Here is a 19,826-nt window from a genome sequence, read left to right on the forward strand (position 1 = left end):
TGCGAATTAATCGCAATAACACTTGGCAGCAGTCCCATGACGCCCCGGACGATCCGCGTCTGGTTCCTGGTCCATAAATGGTCCAGCCTGATCTGTACGGCCTTCCTGCTGATGCTCTGCATCACCGGTCTGCCGCTGATCTTCCATGAGGAGATCGATCACCTGACCGATGGTCAGAAGGCCCTGGTCGCAACCGACGCGCCCAACAAATCGCTGGATGAACTGATGGCCATCGCCCTGGCATCGCGGCCGGGCGAGGTCGGGCTGTTCTTCAGCTTCGATGAGGATCGCCCCGTCGCCAACATCACCACCGGCCCGCGTCCCGACGTGCCCGGCGAACTGATGACCACCCAGTCCTTCGACATGCGCACCGGTGAGGTGGTGGGTGTTTTCACCGATGAAGGCGTCATGCATTTCATCCTGCAGCTGCATATCGACATGTTCCTGGGCCTGCCAGGCATGCTGTTCCTGGGGCTGATGGGCTTGCTGGCCTTCGTGGCCACCGTGTCGGGCGTCGTGCTCTACGCCCCCTTCATGCGCAAGCTGGCCTTCGGCACCCTGCGCACGACGCGCAGCACCCGGGTCAAATGGCTGGACTATCACAATCTTCTGGGCATCGTGACCCTGGCCTGGGTCAGCGTCGTCGGCCTGACCGGCGTCATCAACACCCTGGCCACGCCGATCGTGCAGCTGTGGCAGGCCAATGATCTGGCGGAGATGACAGCCGCCTATAATGGCCAGGATGCCGTGGCGCCCGACAAGCTGGGCTCCATCCATGCGGCGGTGGAGGCGGCCCGCCAAGCGGCCCCCGGCAACCGGGTGCAGTTCGTGGGCTTCCCCGGCGGTGCCTTCAGCAGCAAGCACCATTATGCGGTGTTCCTGCAGGGCGACACGCCCCTGACGGAAAAGCTGCTGACCCCCGCCCTGGTCGATGCCCAGACGGGTGAGCTGACGGCGATGCGCCCCCTGCCCTGGTATGTGCAGGCGCTGCTGATGTCGCAGCCGCTACATTTCGGTGATTATGGTGGGCTGCCCATGAAAATCCTGTGGGCTATCCTGGACATCATCACCATCATCATCCTGGGTTCCGGCCTGTATCTGTGGCTGGGCCGGCGCAGCAATGCGCGTGAACCGGGAATGGTGGCAGCGCCCATGGCCGAGGCCGCGGAATGAACCGGCGCGATACGACAAGCCGCAGCCGGCAGTCCCTGTGGGCCGTGTTCGCAGCCCCCATCATCATCGCCATCCTCAGCACCGTGGGCCTGGTCGTGGCCCTGGCGGGGGATGGCTGGCACGACATCCTGTCCTGGCTGACCCTGGGCGTGCCGGTGGCCGCCATCGTCTGGGCCATGAAGGCACGGCGGTCGTAACGACAGGTGATGACTTCCTATGGGCTGTGGGGGCTTAGCAAGCTCCACCGTCACCCCGGCGAAAGCCGGGGCCCAGCGTAAGGCGCGGTTAGCGCCGATATGACTCATATCGCGGCAGACGCCGCTCTGCACCTGGGCCCCGGCTTTCGCCGGGGTGACGGTTGGAGGAGCCGAAACGCGTTAGCTCCCCTGCTTTTCAATGGTCCTTCTTGTCCACCGGACCGAAGGCCACGGGGGATTCGGCCGCCAGCCAGACGAAGCTGGCATAGGCAGCGACCGCCTGATCCAGCTTCTTGGGATCCACCTTGTCCAGCGTGTCATCAGCTGTATGGTGGTAATCGAAATAATCGGTGCCATCCAGGCCCAGGCCGGCGCTGGCCACGCCCTCGGCCGTCATCGGGCCGATATCGGGTCCGCCGCTGCTGGGGCCACGGCCGGGCACGATGCCCAGCGGCGCCAGGATCTTGCCGATGGCGGTGATCACCGGTTTGGCTTCCGGCCGGACATTGGCGTTGAAGGTGATGACGGGACCGGCGCCGAAATCGGCCTCCGTCCCCACCTGATGCTTAGGCAGTTCGGCGGCATGCTGCTTGGCATAGGCTTCGGCACCCACCAGCCCCACCTCCTCCGCCCCGAACAGGACAAAGCGCACGGTGCGGCGCGGGGCCTGCGGCAGGGATTTCAGGATTTTGGCCGTGGCCAGGACGATGCCCACCCCGGCCCCGTCATCCAGCGCACCGGTGCCCAGGTCCCAGCTGTCCAGATGCGCGCCGATGACGACGATCTCGTCCGGCAGTTCCCGGCCCTTGATCTCCGCCAGGACATTGGCGTCGTTCAGCGTGCCCATGGCCTGGCTGGACAGGACCAGCTTGATGCTGACCGGCTGGCCTAGCGCCAGCACACGGTTCAGCTGGTCGGCATCGGGGTTGGACAGGGCGCCAGCCGGGATCGCTGTCACGCCCTCGGCATAGCGGGTGATGCCGGTGTGCGGGAAACGGTGGCTGTCGGTGCCGATGGACCGGATCAGCAGGGCCACCGCCCCCTTGCGGGCCGCGGCCTCCGGCCCCTTGCCGCGCACGCCCACGGCCTCGCCATAGCCGCCGCCATCCTGCAAACGGCTCATCTTCTTGTCGACGAAGGCGATCTTGCCCTTCAGGCTGCCCTCGGGTGCCGCTTCCAGGTCCTCCAGCGTATCGAAACGCACGATGGGCGCCTCGATGCCTTCGGGCGGCGTAGTGACGCTGTGGCCCAGGGCGTTGACATGCAGGTGGTGGGCAACAGGCTTGGTGATGGACGCCATCTCCAAGCCACGCTCCCAGCCATCGACGGTGAAGGGTTCCACCTTGATGTTGGTCAGGCCCAGTTCCTTGAACCGCGCCTCGGCCCATTGATGGCTCAGCTTGGCGGCGGGCGATCCGGCCAGACGTGGCCCCACCCGCACGGTCAGCGATTCGACGAAGCCGAAGGCACCGGACCCGGCCAGGGCCTTGCCCTGGATGTCAGTGGCGGTCTTCACAGCGGCGGGGGGAAGCACGGGGGCATCGGCGGCAAAAGCCGGCCCGCCCAGGGCCAGCAGCGCCACACCGGTGGCCAGCAGGAAACCGAAACGCTTCAAGGCACTCGCTCCTTCACGAACGGCCGGGGATCCCGGCTGCATGCGCGACAAGGTAACCCAGGCCACGCCGGTTCGGAAAAAGCTGAATTGTAACAGACACAAATCGGGCGTAACCCTGACCCGCTTCTTCTCTTTCCATTCGCCTGGAGGGGAAAAGCCGCCGGCCTGTCGATGGCAGTCGACAGGCCGGAACCTTTTTCTGTTCCCTCAGGCGCCGGGCGCCCGCATCCGCGGGCTTGGCTTACGGCGCACGTGCGCCGGGCCGGCGGTCGCCGGCCTGCAGCGGCCCGGGAAGGGCCGCTGCCTGCACTTAACGCCTTACTTCGGCGCCATGACCTTGCCCGGCAGGCTGAGATTGCCCGAGGCGACCTTGAACACGTTGGAGACGCACAGCAGCGGGGCATGCAGATTGCCATTGACCTTCAGGCCGCTGGTCACCCCGTCATAGGAGGCCCCGGCGATACCACCCAGCAGCTTCAGCGGAATGCGCACCTCCACCAGGTCGCCGGAGAAATGCGTGGGATATTCCGGGCTGTCGATCAGCAGCGGCACGCCCGGCCAGGTTTCCGGCAGCTTGGGCGTGGCGCCCTTGGGAATGTCCGTCACCTTCAGCCCGGCACCGCAGGCCTTGTCCTCGTTCAGGACCACCCAGTGCGGGTGCCAGACATGGCGGTTCTTGGCCCCCTTGGCGGCGTCATCGAAATCGGGGTGGAAGGTCACCGCCAGGGCCACGATGCCCTGGTCCTTGTCGAACCCGATATCGCCGCTGTTCAGCGTGGTGGGCCAGACATAGGCATAGACTTCCGAACCCTCGAACTTGCCGGTGGCATCGGGCTTATCCTTGCCGGCCTCGCCCCGCACGCGGGTGGCGAACAGCACCTCGCCCTTCTCCACGGTGATGCGGGTCTCGACAATGTCGAAGGAGGCCAGTACCTCCTGGTTGGGGGCGGCGGTCACGGTATGCGCCGCTGCGGCGGAAGGCAGGCAAAGGGGCAGCGTCGCGGCGAGCATGGCGCCCGCCAGCCAATTCCTGAACATGATCTCTATCCTTCTCTGATGCTTGGATGTTGCCTGGAGGGGAATGCCTATCCCTTGTGGAAAGCGGCCCAGGTGGCAGCCCTGGTCGCGGGATCGGCGGTGACATGGTCGGCGCATTCGACCCGGAAATCCCGGCGGCCGAAGGCGGCGTCCACAAAGGCGCAATGATGCGGCCTGTCGGCATCATCATGCGCAAAGGGGCGAAAATGGCGGCAGGTCGCGCACATCCGCTGGATGGGAATGGCGCCGGCCTCCTGCAGGTGACGGATGACACCGACCAGCATCATCAACATCTCCTCCTGCGCGGGGGGGGCCAGGGCGGCGATGGCATCCTGGGTGGGGTTGGGCATCGCCTCCGCCTGGCGCAGCAGGTCGCGCCCCGAAGGCGCGATACGCACCAGGACCGACCGTCGATCGCCCGCCCCCGTCACCTTGGCCACATGACCCTTGCGCTCCAGGGCGTTGATACTGTCCGTGGCGGTCGGCTGCGACACGCCCAGTTCCGCCGCCACCTCCTTCACCTTCACGCCCGCATCGCCGCGCACCGCCAGGAAACCCAAGATGTTCAATTGGGTCGGCGTCAGTTCCAGCCTTGTGGCGGCATCCCATTCCTGCGACCGCAGGACGGCGGTGATGCGCGCAAGGCCATCACCGATCCGGTCGGGCAGAGGGGCGGGCCAAGAAGGGGGATTGGGCGGGTTCGTGTTCATGGGAAAAACATATAGGATTCCTATTTAAATGCCAAGAGGAACATTCGCCACGATGGGCCGTCCACACGAATGGCAGGCATACGCAAGCCGGATGGTCATGCGGTGACCTTCTGGATAGGGCCGGAGCACCCAACACAAAAACGCTTGACGCCCATGCCTGATCGGAGCACCATCAAATCGTAACAAAGATACGGAGGGTGGTTTTGATGATCCAAACGCTCTTTTCGCAGTGGGCGGCCAAGTAAAGAAGGCGATCAACTGCGTTCCGTAGCTTGGGAGGGTGTGTAAAAACATGGACCCACCGCAGCAGGATTTAGCGATTACTTGATATATCGCAGCAACCATCCCGAGGCCGCTTTTTGACATAGGTCCTTGTGGTTTCGGTATTGAGGAGACCCCCGTAGGCGCATCCAGCTACGGGGGTTTTCTTTTGCCTACCCACCCCCCAACCGAGCGGGTGCGCCATCACGGCGCTTTGGCCCCCGACCGGAAACGGTTATGCAGAAGATGGTGACGGTCCCACGCCGCACGTGCGGCGTAGCCAAGGCGCCGGATGGCGCCGCCGGCAATTGAGGCCGGTGATCGGTTACGATCACCGGGACTTGATATGGGCCGGACAAGCCATCAACAGAGACCGACCGGACGGGAAGAAAACCATGCAATTGAACAAGGATATCGCCGCCATCGTCACCGGCGCCGCCTCCGGCCTGGGCGAGGCAACGGCCCGGGCGCTCGCCGCCACGGGTGTACGCGTGGCACTGTTCGACCTGAATGCCGAACGCGGCACCCAGGTGGCGGCGGAGATCGGCGGCCTGTTCGTGTCCGTCGACGTGACCAGCGAGGACAGCGTCGCCAACGCGTTTGCCACGGCCCGCGCCGCCCACGGCCAGGAACGCATCCTGGTCAATTGCGCCGGCATCGTCGCCGGGGCCAAGACCGTGGGCCGCAACCGCGAGACGGGTGCCGCCGTCGGCCATTCCCTTGCCCTGTTCGAGAAGGTGATCCAGGTGAACCTGATCGGCACCTTCCGCTGCATCGTGGCCGCCGCCACCGGCATGGCCGGTGCGGAGCCGATGGAGGATGGAGAGCGCGGGGTGATCATCAATACCGCGTCGGTCGCCGCCACCGACGGGCAGATGGGCCAGGCCGCCTATACGGCGTCCAAGGCCGCCATCCTGGGCATCAGCCTGCCCGTGGCCCGTGATCTGGCTGCCGAGGGCATCCGTATCAATTCCATCCTGCCCGGCATCATGGAAACCCCGATGATGGCCGGCATGGCCGACAATGTCCGGGCCAGCCTGTCGGCATCCGTTCCCTTCCCCAAGCGTCTGGGCCGCCCGGCGGAATATGCCAGCCTGGCGCTGGAGATTTGCCGCAACACCTATCTGAACGCCGAAAGCTTCCGTCTGGACGGTGCCATCCGTCTGGCCCCGCGCTGACCATTCGGGGGCGGGTTCCACCCCCCGCCCCCGATTCCATAAGGTGATGTGATGCCGATCCCCTTCGACACGCTGGCCGCCTTCATCGTCACGGCCCTGCTGCTGGCTTTCGCGCCGGGACCGGACAATATCTTCGTGCTGACCCAGTCGGCCCTGAAGGGACCGTGGAAGGGCGTGATGGTGACGCTGGGCCTGTGCACCGGCCTGATCGTCCATACCACCGCCGTGGCCCTGGGCGTGGCCGTGATCTTCCAGACCTCGCAGCTGGCCTTTACCGCCCTGAAGGTGGTGGGGGCGCTGTACCTGCTCTATCTGGCCTGGGGCGCCTGGCGGGCGGGACCGGAAAGGCTATCGGATGGGGAGGAAGCGAGGGGGGAGTACGGCAAGCTGTATCTGCGCGGCATCATCATGAATGTCACCAACCCCAAGGTGGCCATCTTCTTCCTGGCCTTCCTGCCGCAATTCACCGATCCGGCCCGCGGCGGGCTGGTGGTGCAGATGTTCGTGCTGGGGGGCGTATTCATGGCCTGCGCCCTGGTCGCTTTCTCCGCCATCGCCTTTGCCGCGGGCGGCATCCGCCGCTGGCTGCGCACGTCGGACCGGGGACAGGTGCTGCTGAACCGCATCGCCGCCCTGGTCTTCGTGGGCTTGGCCGTGAAGCTGGCCACGGCGCAGCGCTGACGGGGATCATATCCCCGCCAGTCCACGCCCCGCATCCAGCCTCAGCACCAGATCGGCCCGGCCGGGCATTTCATCCAGGATATGGCGGGTCAGCCGTTCATAATACTGGATGAAGGCGGCCACCTGTGCATCGCTCATGGTGGCGTCGACAGGCTTGCCCTCCCGCCGCAGCCTTGCGCGCAACCCTTCCTCCTGCTGGATGCGCCAGTCGCGGACGATGGCGAAATCCGGGGCGGCCAGCAGGACCAGGGCGTCGATACGGCCGAACAGGCGCTGGTATTCCGCGGCCAGGCACTGATTGACATGCCGGCGCCAGCGCCCGTCGGCATCCCGGTCACGCTCCAGCGCGTTCACGGGCACCGACAGCGCCGCCGCATCCTGCGGTACCGCCCCCACGCACCAGCCCTCGAACAGCACGACATCCACCGGCCCCTCGACCCGCACCCTCGTCGCGGCACGGGTATCGACAGCCTTGTCGAAACGGGGCAGCAAGGTGGGGCCCGCCTGCGTCAGCCCGTCCAGCACCGATAAGCCCAGCGCCACATCATGCGTGCCGGGCACGCCGCGTGTGGCCAGCATCGGATGGACATCGCGGGCCAGCGCATCGCGCTCCGGCCGGGTCAGATAGAGATCGTCCAGCGACAGCACCGCCACGCGCAGCCCCGTTGCCGCCAACCGCTGCGCCAGCCCGTCGGCCAGGGTGGATTTGCCACTGCCCTGCGCCCCACAGATGCCCAGCACGAAGGGGCGCCGCCCGGCCACCGCCATCCGCTGCCGCAACAGCGCTTCCACCCGATCAAGCGAACTGCCCATGGTCCCTCCCTTTGCGGGAACGGTAAGACGCCGGGCCCCATCGCGGCAATGGTGGCGCTTGCCTGCCCCCCCTTTCCTCTGCCTATACTGATCCATCCGAAACAACGTGGAGGGCTGCGGGCGTAGCTTCATTTCCCAGCCCCGAAGGCCGGCGCGATGCCGGCTGCGACGGGTGCATCTGGGCCGCCAACCCGCGGCGTGGTCATGAGTACATTGGAAGAATTCATCCGTTCGCGGCGCATCACCGAGGTTGAATGCCTGGTGCCCGACATGGCCGGCATCGCACGCGGCAAGATCGTGCCCGCCGAGAAATTCCTGCGTATCCTGCGCGACCGTGGCCTGCGCCTGCCGGAATCCATCTTCATCCAGACCGTCACCGGCGAGTATCCCGAGGACGAGGATGTGACGAGCGTGGAGAACTGGGACGTCTATATGACGCCCGACCCCGCCACCGTCCGTGTCGTGCCCTGGTACAGCGAACCCACCGCCCAGGTCATCTGCGACTGTTTCTATGCTGACGGTTCCACCGTCGACATCTCGCCCCGCTCCGTACTGAAGCGCGTGCTGGCACTCTATGACGAGCGCGGCTGGAAGCCCATTGTGGCGCCGGAGCTGGAATTCTTCCTGGTCGCCGTCAACAAGGACCCGGACTATCCGCTGGTCCCGCCCATCGGCCGTTCCGGCCGGCAGGAAAGCGGCCGGCAGGCCTATGGCATCGACGCCGTCAACGAATTCGACCCGATCTTCGAGGATGTCTACGATTTCTGCGAGAAGCAGGAGATCGACGTCGACACGATGAGCCACGAGGCCGGTGCCGCCCAGATCGAGCTCAATTTCAACCATGGCGAGGCGCTGGAACTGGCCGACCAGGTGTTCCTGTTCAAGCGCACGGTGCGCGAGGCGGCAATCCGCCATCAGGTCTATGCCACCTTCATGGCCAAGCCCATGCAGAACGAGCCGGGCAGCGCCATGCATGTCCACCAGTCGCTGGTGGATGCCAAGACCGGCACCAACCTGTTCGCCAATGCCGATGGCAGCGACACGCCCCTGTTCATGAGCTTCATTGCCGGCCTGCAGAAATACCTGCCCTACGCGATGCCGCTGCTGGCGCCCAACGTCAATTCCTACCGCCGTCTGGTGCAGGGATCGGACGCGCCGATCAATGTGCATTGGGGCCGCGACAACCGCACCACGGGCTTCCGCGTGCCGGTCAGCCCGCCGGAGGCGCGGCGTGTGGAGAACCGGGTGGCCGGTGCCGACGCCAACCCGTATCTGGCCTTCGCCGCGTCGCTGGCCTGCGGCTATATCGGCATGACCCAGGAGTTGGAGCCGTCGGACCCGGTCAAGGGCTCCGCCCACCGCTTGGCCTTCTCGCTCCCCCGCCACCAGGGCGACGCGCTGAACAAGTTCAACGCCTGCAAGCCGTTGAAGGAGATCCTGGGTGACCGGTTCGTCTCTGCCGTCAGCGCCGTGAAGCAGGCGGAATACGACGCCTACCAGCGCGTGATCAGCAGCTGGGAACGCGAGAACCTGCTGCTGAACGTGTAAGCGGCAAGGAAGCCTGAAGGAACGGAAAGCCCTCGGACATGTGAGTGTCCGGGGGCTTTTCTGTCAACCAGTACCCAGGCCGGCGACCGCCGGCCCGCGCCGCGTGGGCCGTCAAGCCAAGGGCGCGGATGCGCCCGCCCGGCGCCTGAGGGAACACGAAACAATTAAAACGGGCTGATCGCCTCGATCACCTGCTGGCCCCAGCGCGGTGCCTGCACGTCGGTGATCTGGCCGCGACCGCCGTAGGAGATGCGGGCTTCGGCGATCTTCTCGTACGAAATGGTGTTGGCCGACGTGATGTCCTCCGGCCGGATGATGCCGGTCAGGGTCAGTTCGCGCACCTCGTTATTGACGCGGATTTCCTGCTTGCCGTTCACCACCATGTTGCCATTGGGCAGGACCTGCACGATCAGGGCCGCCACCTGCATGTTGATCTGCTCCTGACGCTGGATGGTGCCGGTGCCGGTGCTGTTCGACGTGCCGGAGGTGGACAGCAGGTTGGCCGGGTCCACGGTATTAGGCAGGATGTTGTTGGTGCTGGCCTCCAGGCCGAACAGGTTGGGGATGCCCATGCTGTCGCTGCCATTGCGCGACCGGGTGCTGTTGTTCTGAAGCTGGGCACGGTCGTTGATCTGGATATTGACCGTCATGATGTCGCCGACGCGGGCGGCGCGCTGATCCTTGAAGAAGGCGCGCGCACCGGCACGCCACAGCGAATTGGCCTGACGGTCCTGCACCGGCGCTTCCGGCATGGGCAGGCGCACGGGGCGGTAATTGGGATCGCGCGACGGATCGTCGATGCCCGACAAAGCCGGGGTCTGACCCACGGCGGCCAGCTTGTCGGTGACGCAGCCGGTCAGCGGCAGGACGGTCAGCGACAGCAGCAGGGCGGTGCGGCCAGTGCGGGTGAAAGCGGTACGGCTCGACAGGGTACGGGCGGACATCTCGGTTCTCCTTACCGGGCCGCCTTCTTGGACGTGCCCGACACATGGCTGACAGGGGCGATGCCTTGGCCGGCGGGGTTGACGGTCACCAGATTGGGACCGGCCACGACAGCCTCGATCACTCTGCTGGAGGACGTATTCACAATCCGTACCAACTCGCCCTGGGCCCCGTCGGAAAGCGCCTTGCCCGAGGCCGTCAGGGTCATGGCCTTGCTCTGGAGCAGGATGGTGACGGCCTGGCCCTTGGCCACGACCACCGGTTCCCGCACGTCCCGCACATAGACGGCCTGGTTCGGCGCCACGGCGCGGCGGACGGTTTTGCCAATCATTTCAGATACATCGGTAACCGCACCGGCCTGCACGCGGTCGCGCGGCTGGCGGATATAGGTGATGTCGGCGTCGGCGATCACCTCACCGGTGTTCAGCCGGCGGGCCAGGACCGGCAGTTCGACCATGTGCACGGCACGGCCGCCGACCGGCTGGCGCAGCAGTTCCTGGCCCGTGGCAGGGGCGACGATTTCCGCCGACAGCCGACCGCGCTGGGCATCATAGGCAAGATTTTCCACGCGCACGGAGGCATCGTTGCCGGCCGGCAGGAAAAGGCTGAGCGTGCGGTTGTCCAGCAGCACATCCACCCCGTCGCCGGCTCCGGCTTCACGCAAGGCCTGGCGCAGGCTGGCGACGATGGCGTCGCTGGTCACCTGCACCGAGGCGCGTTCGATGGTGATGCGATCGGCACCACCCGCCGCACGCCAGTCGACACCATTGGTCGACGCGATGCGCTGCAAAGCGGGGGCGTCCAGGCTGACGCGGCGGCCGGGCTCCGGCGCGGTCAGGATCGGATGCACCGCCTGTTCCGGTGACAGGCCGTCGAACAGGTCGCCCAGCAGAATTTGCCCATCCATCACCGACGCGCCCGACTTCAGCGTGGCGGCCCCGGCGGCGGTACCGGTCAGCAGGGCGGCGGCGAGCATCAGGGCGGCGAAGCGGGTCATGGCACGGACTCCGGGCGGGGGTGGGCAAAATTGTCCTAGCAGGGCCGTCAGGCCCCGGCGGCGACGCTTCAGGAACTTAAAAACCAATCAGCGCAGCTGGCTGACCGACTGCATCATCTGGTCGGTGGTGGAGATCACGCGGGAATTCATTTCGTAGGCGCGCTGGGCGGTGATCAGCTGGGTGATCTCGGCCACGATGTTGACGTTGGACGTCTCCACGGCACCCTGCATGATGCGGCCGAAACCGGGGGCGCCCGGCGGGCCTTCGATGGCGGCACCCGATGCCGGGGTTTCCAGCAGCAAATTGTCGCCGATGGCTTCCAGGCCGGCGGTGTTGGGGAAGGTCGCCAGCTGGATCTGGCCGACATTCTGCGGCTCGATCTGGCCGTCGATCTTGGCCAGAACCTCACCGTTCGGGTTGATGGTGATGTCGATGGTGTTCTGCGGCACCACGACGCCGGGCATCACCTGGTAGCCGTCGGCCGTGACGATGGTGCCTTCGGCGTTCAGCGACAGTGAGCCGTCGCGGGTATAGGCGGTCTCGCCGTTGGGCAGCTGGATCTGCAGATAACCCTGACCGTTGATGGCCACGTCCAGCGTGTTGCCGGTGGGGTTGATGTTGCCCTGCTCGTTGATGCGGTAGATGGCGGCGGCCTTCACACCCAGACCCACCTGGATGCCCGACGGAACGATCGTGCCGGCGTCGGACGAGGTGGAGCCCACGCGGCGCTGGTTCTGGTACAGCAGGTCCTGGAATTCGGCCCGCTGACGCTTGTAACCGGTCGTCGTCATGTTGGCGATGTTGTTGGAGATGGTTTCGACGTTCAGCTGCTGGGCCAGCATGCCGGTGGCGCCGATGGAGAGGCTGCGCATGGTTTTGATCCTTCCTGCTGGCTTGATTACTGAACGCGGGCGAGCTTGCCGATGGCGCCGCGGATGCGTTCGTGTTCGGTATCGATCATCTTCTGGACGCTCTGGTAGGTGCGCAGCACGTCGATCATCTGCGTCATCTCCACCACGCTCTGCACGTTGCTGCCTTCGATCGTACCCTGGGTGACCTCGGGCTGTTCGACGGCAATTTCTTCCTGGTTGGCCTCATACAGGCCACCGCCCAGTTCCATCATCTTCTGCTGGTCGGCGAAGGTGACGACCTTCAGCTTGCCCAGCGGGCCGGCCTCGGTGCCGACCGAACCGTCGCCGGCGATATGGATGTCCTTGGCGTCGGCCGGCACCACGATGCGCTGGTTGTTGGTGTCCATCAGCGGCAGGCCGGAATGGTCCACGACCTCGCGGTTGCTGTTCAGCTGGAAGGCGCCGCCACGGGTATAGCGGGTGCCGCTCAGCGTTTCGACAGCGAAATAACCCTCGCCGCGCAAGGCGACATCCAGCTCATTGTTGGTGACGGTCAGCGGACCGGCCTCGGTGTTGCGCAGCAGGCCGTAATCCTGGACGAAGCTCATCCGGTCGCCCTGCTTGTCGGGGCGCTCCATATATTCCAGGAACAGCATGCGCTGCGACTTGAAGCCGGTGGTGTTCATGTTCGCGATGTTGTTCGACACCACGTCCAGCTGCCGGCGCAGGGCTTCCTGGCGGGACAGGGTGATGTAGAGTGAATTTTCCATCGCGGTGACTTCCTCATGCTGGCCGGTGGGCCGTTGCTCGCCAGAACTAAAAGCAAGGGGCGTGCCAACTGTCGGGGAATGGCGGAGTTCCGCGGTTTCCTGTTGCGCCATGATCGGGAGCGGCAAATACTGCCGCCCATCATGATCCTGCCCGATATCCTGGCCCCCGGCCTCCACCTCGTCTTCTGCGGTACGGCCCCGTCCCGCGTCTCCGCCGCCAAGGGGGCGTATTACGCCAATCCCGGCAACGCCTTCTGGCCGACGCTGGCGCGCACGGGCCTGGTGCCCGACGGTTGGCGGGCATCCGACTTCATCCGCATGAACGAACTGGGCCTGGGCCTGACCGACCTGAACAAGGTAGAGATCGGCAATGATGTCGACCTGACGGCGGACGGGTTCGATATTCCCGGCTTTGCCGCCAAGATGCGCGCCCACCGTCCGGCCGCCATCGCCTTTACCAGCAAGAACGGTGCCCGGCTGTTCCTGGGACCGAAGGCACCCCTGTCCTGGGGGCGTCAGACGGATGACTGGGAAGGCATCGCCCTGTTCGTCCTCCCCTCCCCCTCCGGTCAGGCGCGGGGCAGCTTCTCACTCGCGCCCTGGCAGGAAGCGGCCGCCTTTGTCGCTGCACGAAGGCCGGCACCCGTGCTAGGGTGAATCCCGGTACAGGCTTACCGGGATGGAGCGACATGCCCGACCAGGACGATATCGATGCCATGTTCGGCGAGATGGCCAGCGGCGGTTCCGTCCGCTCGCTCCCTGAACAGCAGGAGATTTCCGCCGTCTATGACACGGAGGTGGAGATGAGTGTCGTGCTCGGCACCTCCTTCATCCGCGTGCGCGACCTGCTGAAGCTGGGCCGCGGCGCCATCGTGGAGCTGGACCGCAAGATCGACGATCTGTCCGACATCGTCGTGTCCGGCCGCATGGTGGCGCGGGGCGAGGTGACGATCGTGGAGGACAAGATCGCCGTGACCTTCCGCGAATTCGCGCGGATCAATAATTAAACCCTGCTCATCCGCCGCAGGTCAGGTCGAGCCTTAGGCGAGCCCTGACAAGCGACGGTGCGGCTTGCAGATGTCAGGGCTCGGGCTTGCGCCCTCGACCTGACCTACAACTCACCTCGTATTCGGGCAGCCTTCCCAACTCCGGTCGCGGCCGAACCGTTCGACCAGCGCGTCCATCAATACCCTGATCTTCGTGGGCATCTGTGCTGCCGGCGGTGGGCGCAGCAGATAGAGGCTGGCCTCCGGGATCGGGTATCCCGGCAGCAGATAGACCAGCTCCCCTCGCCCGATGGCGGGACCCGCCAAGAAGGCCGGCAGGCGGCCCACGCCCAGGCCCGCCACCACGGCGGTCAGCAGCGCCTGGCCATTGTCGGCCACGAACCGGCCGCGCGGACGCACCGCGACCTCCCGCTCCCCATCCCGCAGCCGCCAGACCTCGTCGCCCTGGTGCACGGCCGCGTGCCGTTCCAGGTCTTCCGGCTTCTCCAGGGGCGGGGCCTTGACCAGATAGGCGGGGCTGGCCACGAACACGCCATGCACCGGCCCGATGCGCCGCGCCACCAGCGAACTGTCGGGCAGGTGACCCAGCCGAACGGCGACGTCGTACCCCTCGCCCACGATATCGACATGCCGGTCGCTGTAGCTGGTGCGGATTTCCAGCTGCGGGTGGGCCAGGGCCAGTTCCGCCAGCAGCGGCGCCAGATGCGTCAGCCCGAAGCTGAGCGGGGCGGCGATGCGCAGCAGGCCGGACGCGCCACAGCCGGCGGTGATGGCATCGATGCCGGCCTGCATCTCCGCCACCATGCGGTCGGCATGCGGCTTGAACCGGGAGCCGGCATCGGTGATCGACACGCCGCGCGTGGTACGGGCCAGCAGTGGCACGCCCAGCTGCGCTTCCAGCCGCGCCAGCCGCCGGCTCAGCAGGGATTTGGAAATGCCCAGCCGCTCCCCCGCCCGGCTGAAGCCCCCGGCCTCCACCACCTCCACGAAGGCCCGCACATCATCCAGCTCGACCATGGCTGTTCCCGATTCCGCAACAGTCTTTCCCAGGATTGGCCACTAGTGTCGCCGATCCTGCAACGCCAACTTATCGCACATGCACTCCTTCCTTCGAACGGAAACGAAGATGACCAACATTCTTGTGATTGAAAGCTCGGCCGGCGGTGACGCGTCGGTCACCAAGCTGCTGGTGGGCGAGGCGCTGGCCGGCCTGTTGGCCGCCAACCCGGCCGCCAACGTGACCCGCCATGATCTGGGCCTGAACCCCGTCCCGCATGTGACGGCGGAAAACCTGGCCGGCCTGCGCGGGGAGCCGGTGACGGCGGCGGAAAAGGCCACCCGCGCCCTGTCCGACAAGCTGGTGGCGGAGCTGAAGGCGGCTGATGTGATCCTGGTCGGCGCGCCCATGTATAATTTCGGCGTCTCGACCGTCCTGCGCTCCTGGTTCGACCATGTGCTGCGCGCCGGCCTGACCTTCACCTATTCCGAAGCCGGCCCCAAGGGTCTGCTGGAAGGCAAGCACGCCATCGTGATCGAGGCGCGCGGCGGGCTCTACAGCGAGGGCCCGGCCAAGGAAATCGACTTCCAGGAACCCTATCTGCGCCAGCTGTTCGGTTTCATCGGCGTCACCGATGTGACCTTCGTGCATGCGGAAAAGATCGGCTATGGCCCCGACGCCCGCGCCGCCGCCATCGACGGTGCCAAGGCGACGCTGGCCGCGATCACCGCTGTTGCGGCGTGAGTTTCCTGAATTGACCTTTCCCTCGTCATCCCGGCGAAAGCCCATAGGCGCTAACTTAAGAGGTTTGCCCTGTCGTGGAAGCCCCTTCTACCGTCACCCCGGCGAAGGCCGGGGCCCAAGTGACAAGCGCTTTGCTCTATGATTTGGGCCCCGGCCTTCGCCGGGGTGACGGTAGTGAGGGCGGGATTGGTCTGCTCAATTGCCTAAGTTAGCGCCTATGGGCTTTCGCCGGGATGACGAGGGATATAATTCTACAAAGTCGATAGGCCCTGGGGTGCCCGAGGGAAATTATAATGACGAAGACCCCCGCCACAGGTCTGTGCCGCCATCCTGGGCATGGGTGTCTATGGCGGCCAGTTCTTCTACCGTGAAGGACAGGTTGCCCACCGCGTCCAGCGAATTGTCCAGCTGTTCCACATTGCGCGCGCCGATCAGGGCCGATGTGACGCGCGGATCGCGCAGCGCCCAGACGATGGCCATCTGCGCCAGGCTCTGTCCCCTTGCCTTGGCGATGTCGTTCAGTGCGCGGATGCGGGCCAGATTGTCCGGGCTGATCATGCTGGATTTGAAGGAACCTTCCTTGCCCGCCCGGCTGCCGGTCGGCACGCCCGACAGGTAACGGTCGGTCAGCAGCCCCTGCGCCAGGGGGGAGAAGGCGATGCAGCCGGTGCCCAGATCGGCCAGCGTGTCCAGCAGCCCGTTCTCGATCCAGCGGTTCAGCATCGAATAATTGGGCTGGTGGATGAACAGGGGCACCCGCTCCGCCGCCAGGATTGCCGCCGCCTTGCGGGTCAGTTCTGGTGAATAGCTGGAAATGCCGACATAAAGCGCCTTGCCCTGCCGGTGCAGATGCGCCAGCGCACCCATCGTCTCTTCCATTGGCGTCTTGGGATCGACGCGGTGGGAATAGAAGATGTCGACATAATCCACCCCCATGCGCTTCAGCGACTGGTCGAGGCTGGCCACCAGATATTTGCGGCTGCCGCCGATGCCGCCATAGGGGCCGGGCCACATGTCCCAGCCGGCTTTGGTGGAGATGATCAGCTCGTCGCGATGGGGCTTCAGGTCGCTTGCCAGCACCCGGCCGAACATCTCCTCCGCTGAACCGGGCGGGGGGCCGTAATTATTGGCCAGGTCGAAATGGGTGACGCCGCGGTCGAAGGCCCGGCGCAGCATGGCGCGCCCCGTCTCATAGATATCCGTGCCGCCGAAATTCTGCCAGAGACCCAGGGAGATCAGCGGCAGGTCGATGCCGCTTTTCCCGCAGCGGCGATAGGGCATCTGGCCTTCATAGCGGTTGGCGGCGGGCATGTAGCTCATGGGTCCATCCTCAGGGTTCCGGTGGATCAGGCGCATAGGATAGGCCCGGCGGGGCGGCGGGCAAGCACCATCTCCACCCCGTCACGAAAGCGCTTTGCCGGACGACGCCCGCCTGATATGTTCACTTTATGTTCCATTTCCGGCCAGGAGGCAACGGTGGATGAACTGTCGCCACAGCCGACAAGGGGACGCGCCGCCGTCAGCAATCTCGGTTCCCGGTTCGAACGCGAACAAAGGGTGCGGATCGATGATGGCTGGGGCTGTGACGGGGGCCTGCCGGAGAAGCTGCGCACCATCGTCATGGCCGACGCGGCGCGCAGCATCATCAGCCGCAATGACAGCCCCGACATTCCCTTCGACAGTTCGGTGAACCCGTATCGCGGCTGTGAACATGGATGTGTTTACTGCTTCGCCCGGCCCACCCATGCCTATCTGGGCCTGTCGCCCGGGCTGGATTTCGAGACGAAGCTGTTCGCCAAGCGCGACGCGGCGGCACTGCTGGCCCGCGAATTGCGCTCCCGCTCCTACGTCTGTCGGACGCTGGCCCTGGGTGCCAATACCGATCCCTATCAGCCGGTGGAGCGGGAGGAAGGGATCACGCGCGAAATCCTTTCCGTCTGCCGCGATTTCAACCAGCCGGTCAGCATCATCACCAAATCGGCCAATGTCCTGCGCGACCTGGACATATTGGCGCCCATGGCGGCGGACGGGCTGGCGCATGTGGCGATGTCGATCACCAGCCTGGATCGTGATCTGGCCCGCACCATGGAACCGCGCGCCAGCACGCCGGGGAAACGACTGGAGGCCGTGCGGACCCTGACCGGGGCCGGCGTGCCGGTAGCGGTGCTGACCAGCCCGATGATCCCGGCCCTGAATGATCATGAGATGGAAGCCATTCTGGAGGCGGCGGCCGATGCCGGGGCCACGGCCGCCAGCTATATCCTGCTGCGCCTGCCGCTGGAGATTGCCGACCTGTTCGGCGAATGGCTGCGCACGCATTATCCCGACCGGGCGGAACGGGTGCTGTCACTGATCCGCCAGTCACGCGACGGGGCGCTGTACCGGTCGGAATTCGGCACGCGGATGAAGGGCACCGGCGCCTATGCCGACCTGCTGCGCAGCCGTTTCCGGCTGGCCATTAAACGCCTCGGCCTGGACCGGCGGCGTTGGGAGATGGATTGCTCCAAATTCAGGGTGCCGGCGGCACCGGTGCGGCAATTGTCACTGTTCTAGAACGGTTTCCGGTTAGCCGGAAGCCGTTCCGGCGGCGATTGAGGAACAGGAAAAGCCATATCATTTGATCAGCCGCAGCACTTCCCTGAATTCCGGCCGGTCATAGCGTTCCAGCCATTCGAACAGCACCATTTCCACCGTGACCAGTTCCACCCCGTGGGCGCGCAACCGGTCGAAGGCGGCCTGACGGCTGGCGGGCTGGCGCGATCCCGCCGCATCCATCACCACGCCCACCCGCAGACCCAGCGCCTTGAGGCCCAAGGCGGTCTGCAACACGCAAACATGCGCCTCCGTTCCGGCCAGCAGCACCGTGCCCCCGCCGGCCGCCCAGGCCAGGAAATCCCCCTGGCGCGCGGCGGAAAAATGCACCTTGCCGAAGCGCAGCGGGATCAACGCCGCCAGTGGGGCGGTGGTAGGGCCGATGCCGGCCGGATTCTGTTCCGTCGCCGCCACCGGCACGCCCAGCCTTTGCGCCGTGCGCACCAGTTTCAGGCAGTTTTCCACCACCGCATCGGCTCCGTCGATGGCAGCCAGCAGCCGGTCCTGCACATCGATGATGACCAGCCGGCTGTCGGTGGTCAGCAGCCATTGCGGGGGTGCTGTGTCGGTCATCACGCGGGCTCCTCTGGGCTGCCATGCCCTTCAATCTGTGCGGCGGATCACTTTCCGGCAAGGGGCCACGGCAGATAGTCCGGCCAGTTCACCACGACATGATGATGGAGGCGGCGATGGGCCGCTTGATCCTGGTTCTCTCGACCTTGTTCCTGCTCTCCGCCTGCGCCGGGCCCGACACCGTCAGCCCGCCTTTGCAAGTGGCGGACGAACATCCCCACTTTGCCAACTGCGCCAGCTATATCCAGGCTTCCATGCCGGGCACGGATGCCGAGACGGCCCGCGCCACTGCCCTGGAAAACTGCCTGGCGCGCAATAGTGGCGGCCGTCAGGTGGCGACCCGGCTTTGATCACTGGACGCCGGCCCCGGCTCTGCTGCATTCTCCCCCGGACTTCCCTTCCCGATAAGGTGGATCATGGGTGAAATGGCGATGCGTGCTGGCCGGCGGGCCGTCCTGGCCCTGGCCGGCGGCTTGGCGATGATGGGGGTGATGGGCATGAGCGTTCCGGCACAGGCGGCCAGCGCCTATGATTATGGTTTCACCGCCATCGAGGGTGGGCCGCTGAAGCTGGACAGCTATCGCGGCAAGGCCGTGCTGGTGGTCAATACCGCATCGATGTGCGGCTACACCCCGCAATACAAGGGCCTGCAGGCCCTGTGGGACAAGTACAAGGACAAGGGCCTTGTCGTCCTGGGCGTGCCGTCCAATGATTTCGGCGGGCAGGAGCCGGGCTCCGCCGCGGAGATCAAGGAATTCTGCAACGTCAATTTCGCCATCGACTTCCCCATGACCACGAAGGAACCGGTGAAGGGACCCGACGCCCATCCGCTGTACAAGTGGCTGGCCGAACAGAAGGGCGAGCCGAAATGGAACTTCCACAAATACCTCATCGGCACCGACGGCAAGCTGATCGAGGCTTACGGTTCCAAGGTGACACCGGATTCCCCCGAACTGGCGGCGGCCATCGAGAAGGCGCTGCCTAAGGGCTGATATCAAACCTGCGATGAGAATGGCGGCGCCCGGCGCCTGAGGGACCGCGCGTCAAACCAAGGGGTTGAGCTTGTAATTGGCTTACAGGCTGGGTAGGGTCGGCGAAAGCGCCAGCCGCACAGGCGGGCCGGCCCCATCCCCTTGAA

General features: G+C 65.5%; 22 protein-coding genes. 11 read left to right on the forward strand and 11 right to left on the reverse strand.

What is annotated here, in order from left to right; translation table 11 throughout:
• Positions 1–36: 36 nt before the first annotated feature.
• Together ACM9HJ_RS16960 and ACM9HJ_RS16965 are read left to right on the forward strand one after the other, a co-directional pair.
• Complete coding sequence (locus ACM9HJ_RS16960) at positions 37–1,173, forward strand: PepSY-associated TM helix domain-containing protein (protein WP_416572938.1); 1,137 nt, start codon at positions 37–39, stop codon at positions 1,171–1,173.
• Positions 1,170–1,370 (forward strand): hypothetical protein, encoded by a 201-nt coding sequence (locus ACM9HJ_RS16965; RefSeq protein ID WP_416572939.1) that lies wholly within the window; start codon positions 1,170–1,172, stop codon positions 1,368–1,370. Before ACM9HJ_RS16960 ends, ACM9HJ_RS16965 begins: the two co-directional genes overlap by 4 nt.
• 196 nt (positions 1,371–1,566) lie before the next feature.
• On the opposite strand, the gene ACM9HJ_RS16970 is transcribed toward ACM9HJ_RS16965, so the two are convergent.
• The 3 genes from ACM9HJ_RS16970 to ACM9HJ_RS16980 form a co-directional block, all read right to left on the reverse strand.
• Positions 1,567–2,985 (reverse strand): M20/M25/M40 family metallo-hydrolase, encoded by a 1,419-nt coding sequence (locus tag ACM9HJ_RS16970; RefSeq protein ID WP_416572940.1) that lies wholly within the window; start codon positions 2,983–2,985, stop codon positions 1,567–1,569.
• Positions 2,986–3,303: 318 nt separating this feature from the next.
• On the reverse strand, positions 3,304–4,023 hold the full coding sequence (locus ACM9HJ_RS16975; RefSeq protein WP_416572941.1) for a hypothetical protein: 720 nt from the start codon (positions 4,021–4,023) through the stop codon (positions 3,304–3,306).
• Positions 4,024–4,070: 47 nt separating this feature from the next.
• Positions 4,071–4,733 (reverse strand): MarR family winged helix-turn-helix transcriptional regulator, encoded by a 663-nt coding sequence (locus tag ACM9HJ_RS16980; RefSeq protein ID WP_416572942.1) that lies wholly within the window; start codon positions 4,731–4,733, stop codon positions 4,071–4,073.
• A 656-nt stretch (positions 4,734–5,389) separates the two neighbouring features.
• On the opposite strand from ACM9HJ_RS16980, the gene ACM9HJ_RS16985 reads away from it, so the two are divergent.
• Positions 5,390–6,172 (forward strand): SDR family NAD(P)-dependent oxidoreductase, encoded by a 783-nt coding sequence (locus tag ACM9HJ_RS16985; RefSeq protein WP_416572943.1) that lies wholly within the window; start codon positions 5,390–5,392, stop codon positions 6,170–6,172.
• A gap of 51 nt (positions 6,173–6,223) precedes the next feature.
• On the forward strand, positions 6,224–6,853 hold the full coding sequence (locus ACM9HJ_RS16990) for a LysE family translocator (protein WP_416572944.1): 630 nt from the start codon (positions 6,224–6,226) through the stop codon (positions 6,851–6,853).
• Positions 6,854–6,859: 6 nt separating this feature from the next.
• Here the strand turns inward: ACM9HJ_RS16990 and ACM9HJ_RS16995 are convergent, their stop codons facing one another.
• Positions 6,860–7,666: a hypothetical protein gene (locus ACM9HJ_RS16995; protein WP_416572945.1), complete on the reverse strand. Its 807-nt coding sequence runs from the start codon at positions 7,664–7,666 to the stop codon at positions 6,860–6,862.
• A 204-nt stretch (positions 7,667–7,870) separates the two neighbouring features.
• Here ACM9HJ_RS16995 and ACM9HJ_RS17000 point away from each other — a divergent pair, with 204 nt between their 5' ends.
• A complete protein-coding gene (locus ACM9HJ_RS17000) occupies positions 7,871–9,214 on the forward strand; it encodes a glutamine synthetase family protein (protein ID WP_416572946.1) in 1,344 nt (447 codons plus the stop codon).
• A gap of 164 nt (positions 9,215–9,378) precedes the next feature.
• On the opposite strand, the gene flgH is transcribed toward ACM9HJ_RS17000, so the two are convergent.
• The 4 genes from flgH to flgF form a co-directional block, all read right to left on the reverse strand.
• Positions 9,379–10,158 carry a flagellar basal body L-ring protein FlgH gene (gene flgH / locus ACM9HJ_RS17005; protein ID WP_416572947.1) on the reverse strand — a complete coding sequence of 260 codons (780 nt, stop codon included), beginning with the start codon at positions 10,156–10,158 and terminating at the stop codon, positions 9,379–9,381.
• A gap of 11 nt (positions 10,159–10,169) precedes the next feature.
• A complete protein-coding gene (gene flgA, locus ACM9HJ_RS17010) occupies positions 10,170–11,153 on the reverse strand; it encodes a flagellar basal body P-ring formation chaperone FlgA (RefSeq protein WP_416572948.1) in 984 nt (327 codons plus the stop codon).
• Positions 11,154–11,240: 87 nt separating this feature from the next.
• Positions 11,241–12,026 carry a flagellar basal-body rod protein FlgG gene (flgG, locus tag ACM9HJ_RS17015; protein ID WP_416572949.1) on the reverse strand — a complete coding sequence of 262 codons (786 nt, stop codon included), beginning with the start codon at positions 12,024–12,026 and terminating at the stop codon, positions 11,241–11,243.
• A gap of 26 nt (positions 12,027–12,052) precedes the next feature.
• Entirely contained in the window at positions 12,053–12,775 is a 723-nt protein-coding gene (gene flgF / locus ACM9HJ_RS17020) for a flagellar basal-body rod protein FlgF (RefSeq protein WP_416572950.1), read from the reverse strand.
• A 78-nt stretch (positions 12,776–12,853) separates the two neighbouring features.
• On the opposite strand from flgF, the gene ACM9HJ_RS17025 reads away from it, so the two are divergent.
• Complete coding sequence (locus ACM9HJ_RS17025; RefSeq protein WP_416572951.1) at positions 12,854–13,432, forward strand: mismatch-specific DNA-glycosylase; 579 nt, start codon at positions 12,854–12,856, stop codon at positions 13,430–13,432.
• 32 nt (positions 13,433–13,464) lie between these two features.
• Complete coding sequence (gene fliN / locus ACM9HJ_RS17030; RefSeq protein WP_416572952.1) at positions 13,465–13,782, forward strand: flagellar motor switch protein FliN; 318 nt, start codon at positions 13,465–13,467, stop codon at positions 13,780–13,782.
• Positions 13,783–13,893: 111 nt separating this feature from the next.
• Here fliN and ACM9HJ_RS17035 read toward each other — a convergent pair whose 3' ends face one another.
• Positions 13,894–14,799, reverse strand: a complete 906-nt coding sequence (locus ACM9HJ_RS17035) for a LysR family transcriptional regulator (RefSeq protein ID WP_416572953.1) — start codon at positions 14,797–14,799, stop codon at positions 13,894–13,896.
• 109 nt (positions 14,800–14,908) lie between these two features.
• Between ACM9HJ_RS17035 and ACM9HJ_RS17040 the strand changes: the two genes are divergently transcribed.
• Positions 14,909–15,523, forward strand: a complete 615-nt coding sequence (locus tag ACM9HJ_RS17040; protein WP_416572954.1) for an FMN-dependent NADH-azoreductase — start codon at positions 14,909–14,911, stop codon at positions 15,521–15,523.
• 288 nt (positions 15,524–15,811) lie between these two features.
• Here ACM9HJ_RS17040 and mgrA read toward each other — a convergent pair whose 3' ends face one another.
• Complete coding sequence (mgrA, locus tag ACM9HJ_RS17045) at positions 15,812–16,843, reverse strand: L-glyceraldehyde 3-phosphate reductase (protein ID WP_416572955.1); 1,032 nt, start codon at positions 16,841–16,843, stop codon at positions 15,812–15,814.
• 156 nt (positions 16,844–16,999) lie between these two features.
• Here mgrA and ACM9HJ_RS17050 point away from each other — a divergent pair, with 156 nt between their 5' ends.
• Positions 17,000–18,076, forward strand: a complete 1,077-nt coding sequence (locus tag ACM9HJ_RS17050; RefSeq protein WP_416572956.1) for a PA0069 family radical SAM protein — start codon at positions 17,000–17,002, stop codon at positions 18,074–18,076.
• Positions 18,077–18,136: 60 nt separating this feature from the next.
• On the opposite strand, the gene ACM9HJ_RS17055 is transcribed toward ACM9HJ_RS17050, so the two are convergent.
• Positions 18,137–18,688 carry an isochorismatase family protein gene (locus ACM9HJ_RS17055; RefSeq protein ID WP_416572957.1) on the reverse strand — a complete coding sequence of 184 codons (552 nt, stop codon included), beginning with the start codon at positions 18,686–18,688 and terminating at the stop codon, positions 18,137–18,139.
• A 116-nt stretch (positions 18,689–18,804) separates the two neighbouring features.
• Here ACM9HJ_RS17055 and ACM9HJ_RS17060 point away from each other — a divergent pair, with 116 nt between their 5' ends.
• Both ACM9HJ_RS17060 and ACM9HJ_RS17065 read left to right on the forward strand, forming a co-directional pair.
• Complete coding sequence (locus ACM9HJ_RS17060; protein ID WP_416572958.1) at positions 18,805–19,038, forward strand: hypothetical protein; 234 nt, start codon at positions 18,805–18,807, stop codon at positions 19,036–19,038.
• A gap of 75 nt (positions 19,039–19,113) precedes the next feature.
• Entirely contained in the window at positions 19,114–19,680 is a 567-nt protein-coding gene (locus ACM9HJ_RS17065) for a glutathione peroxidase (RefSeq protein WP_416572959.1), read from the forward strand.
• Positions 19,681–19,826: the final 146 nt, after the last annotated feature.

Origin of the sequence: Niveispirillum sp. KHB5.9, from assembly GCF_048066115.1 — a bacterium.
In the GTDB taxonomy this organism is placed as follows: Bacteria; Pseudomonadota; Alphaproteobacteria; order Azospirillales; family Azospirillaceae; genus Niveispirillum.

Coding starts and splice junctions, on each gene's coding strand:
- ACM9HJ_RS16960 (WP_416572938.1), top strand. CDS start 37: ATGACGCCCCGGACGATCCGCGTCTGGTTCCTGGTCCATAAATGGTCC.
- ACM9HJ_RS16965 (WP_416572939.1), top strand. CDS start 1,170: ATGAACCGGCGCGATACGACAAGCCGCAGCCGGCAGTCCCTGTGGGCC.
- ACM9HJ_RS16975 (WP_416572941.1), bottom strand. CDS start 4,023: ATGTTCAGGAATTGGCTGGCGGGCGCCATGCTCGCCGCGACGCTGCCC.
- ACM9HJ_RS16980 (WP_416572942.1), bottom strand. CDS start 4,733: ATGAACACGAACCCGCCCAATCCCCCTTCTTGGCCCGCCCCTCTGCCC.
- ACM9HJ_RS16985 (WP_416572943.1), top strand. CDS start 5,390: ATGCAATTGAACAAGGATATCGCCGCCATCGTCACCGGCGCCGCCTCC.
- ACM9HJ_RS16990 (WP_416572944.1), top strand. CDS start 6,224: ATGCCGATCCCCTTCGACACGCTGGCCGCCTTCATCGTCACGGCCCTG.
- ACM9HJ_RS16995 (WP_416572945.1), bottom strand. CDS start 7,666: ATGGGCAGTTCGCTTGATCGGGTGGAAGCGCTGTTGCGGCAGCGGATG.
- ACM9HJ_RS17000 (WP_416572946.1), top strand. CDS start 7,871: ATGAGTACATTGGAAGAATTCATCCGTTCGCGGCGCATCACCGAGGTT.
- flgH (WP_416572947.1), bottom strand. CDS start 10,158: ATGTCCGCCCGTACCCTGTCGAGCCGTACCGCTTTCACCCGCACTGGC.
- flgA (WP_416572948.1), bottom strand. CDS start 11,153: ATGACCCGCTTCGCCGCCCTGATGCTCGCCGCCGCCCTGCTGACCGGT.
- flgG (WP_416572949.1), bottom strand. CDS start 12,026: ATGCGCAGCCTCTCCATCGGCGCCACCGGCATGCTGGCCCAGCAGCTG.
- flgF (WP_416572950.1), bottom strand. CDS start 12,775: ATGGAAAATTCACTCTACATCACCCTGTCCCGCCAGGAAGCCCTGCGC.
- ACM9HJ_RS17025 (WP_416572951.1), top strand. CDS start 12,854: ATGGCGGAGTTCCGCGGTTTCCTGTTGCGCCATGATCGGGAGCGGCAA.
- fliN (WP_416572952.1), top strand. CDS start 13,465: ATGCCCGACCAGGACGATATCGATGCCATGTTCGGCGAGATGGCCAGC.
- ACM9HJ_RS17035 (WP_416572953.1), bottom strand. CDS start 14,799: ATGGTCGAGCTGGATGATGTGCGGGCCTTCGTGGAGGTGGTGGAGGCC.
- ACM9HJ_RS17040 (WP_416572954.1), top strand. CDS start 14,909: ATGACCAACATTCTTGTGATTGAAAGCTCGGCCGGCGGTGACGCGTCG.
- mgrA (WP_416572955.1), bottom strand. CDS start 16,843: ATGAGCTACATGCCCGCCGCCAACCGCTATGAAGGCCAGATGCCCTAT.
- ACM9HJ_RS17055 (WP_416572957.1), bottom strand. CDS start 18,688: ATGACCGACACAGCACCCCCGCAATGGCTGCTGACCACCGACAGCCGG.
- ACM9HJ_RS17060 (WP_416572958.1), top strand. CDS start 18,805: ATGGGCCGCTTGATCCTGGTTCTCTCGACCTTGTTCCTGCTCTCCGCC.
- ACM9HJ_RS17065 (WP_416572959.1), top strand. CDS start 19,114: ATGGCGATGCGTGCTGGCCGGCGGGCCGTCCTGGCCCTGGCCGGCGGC.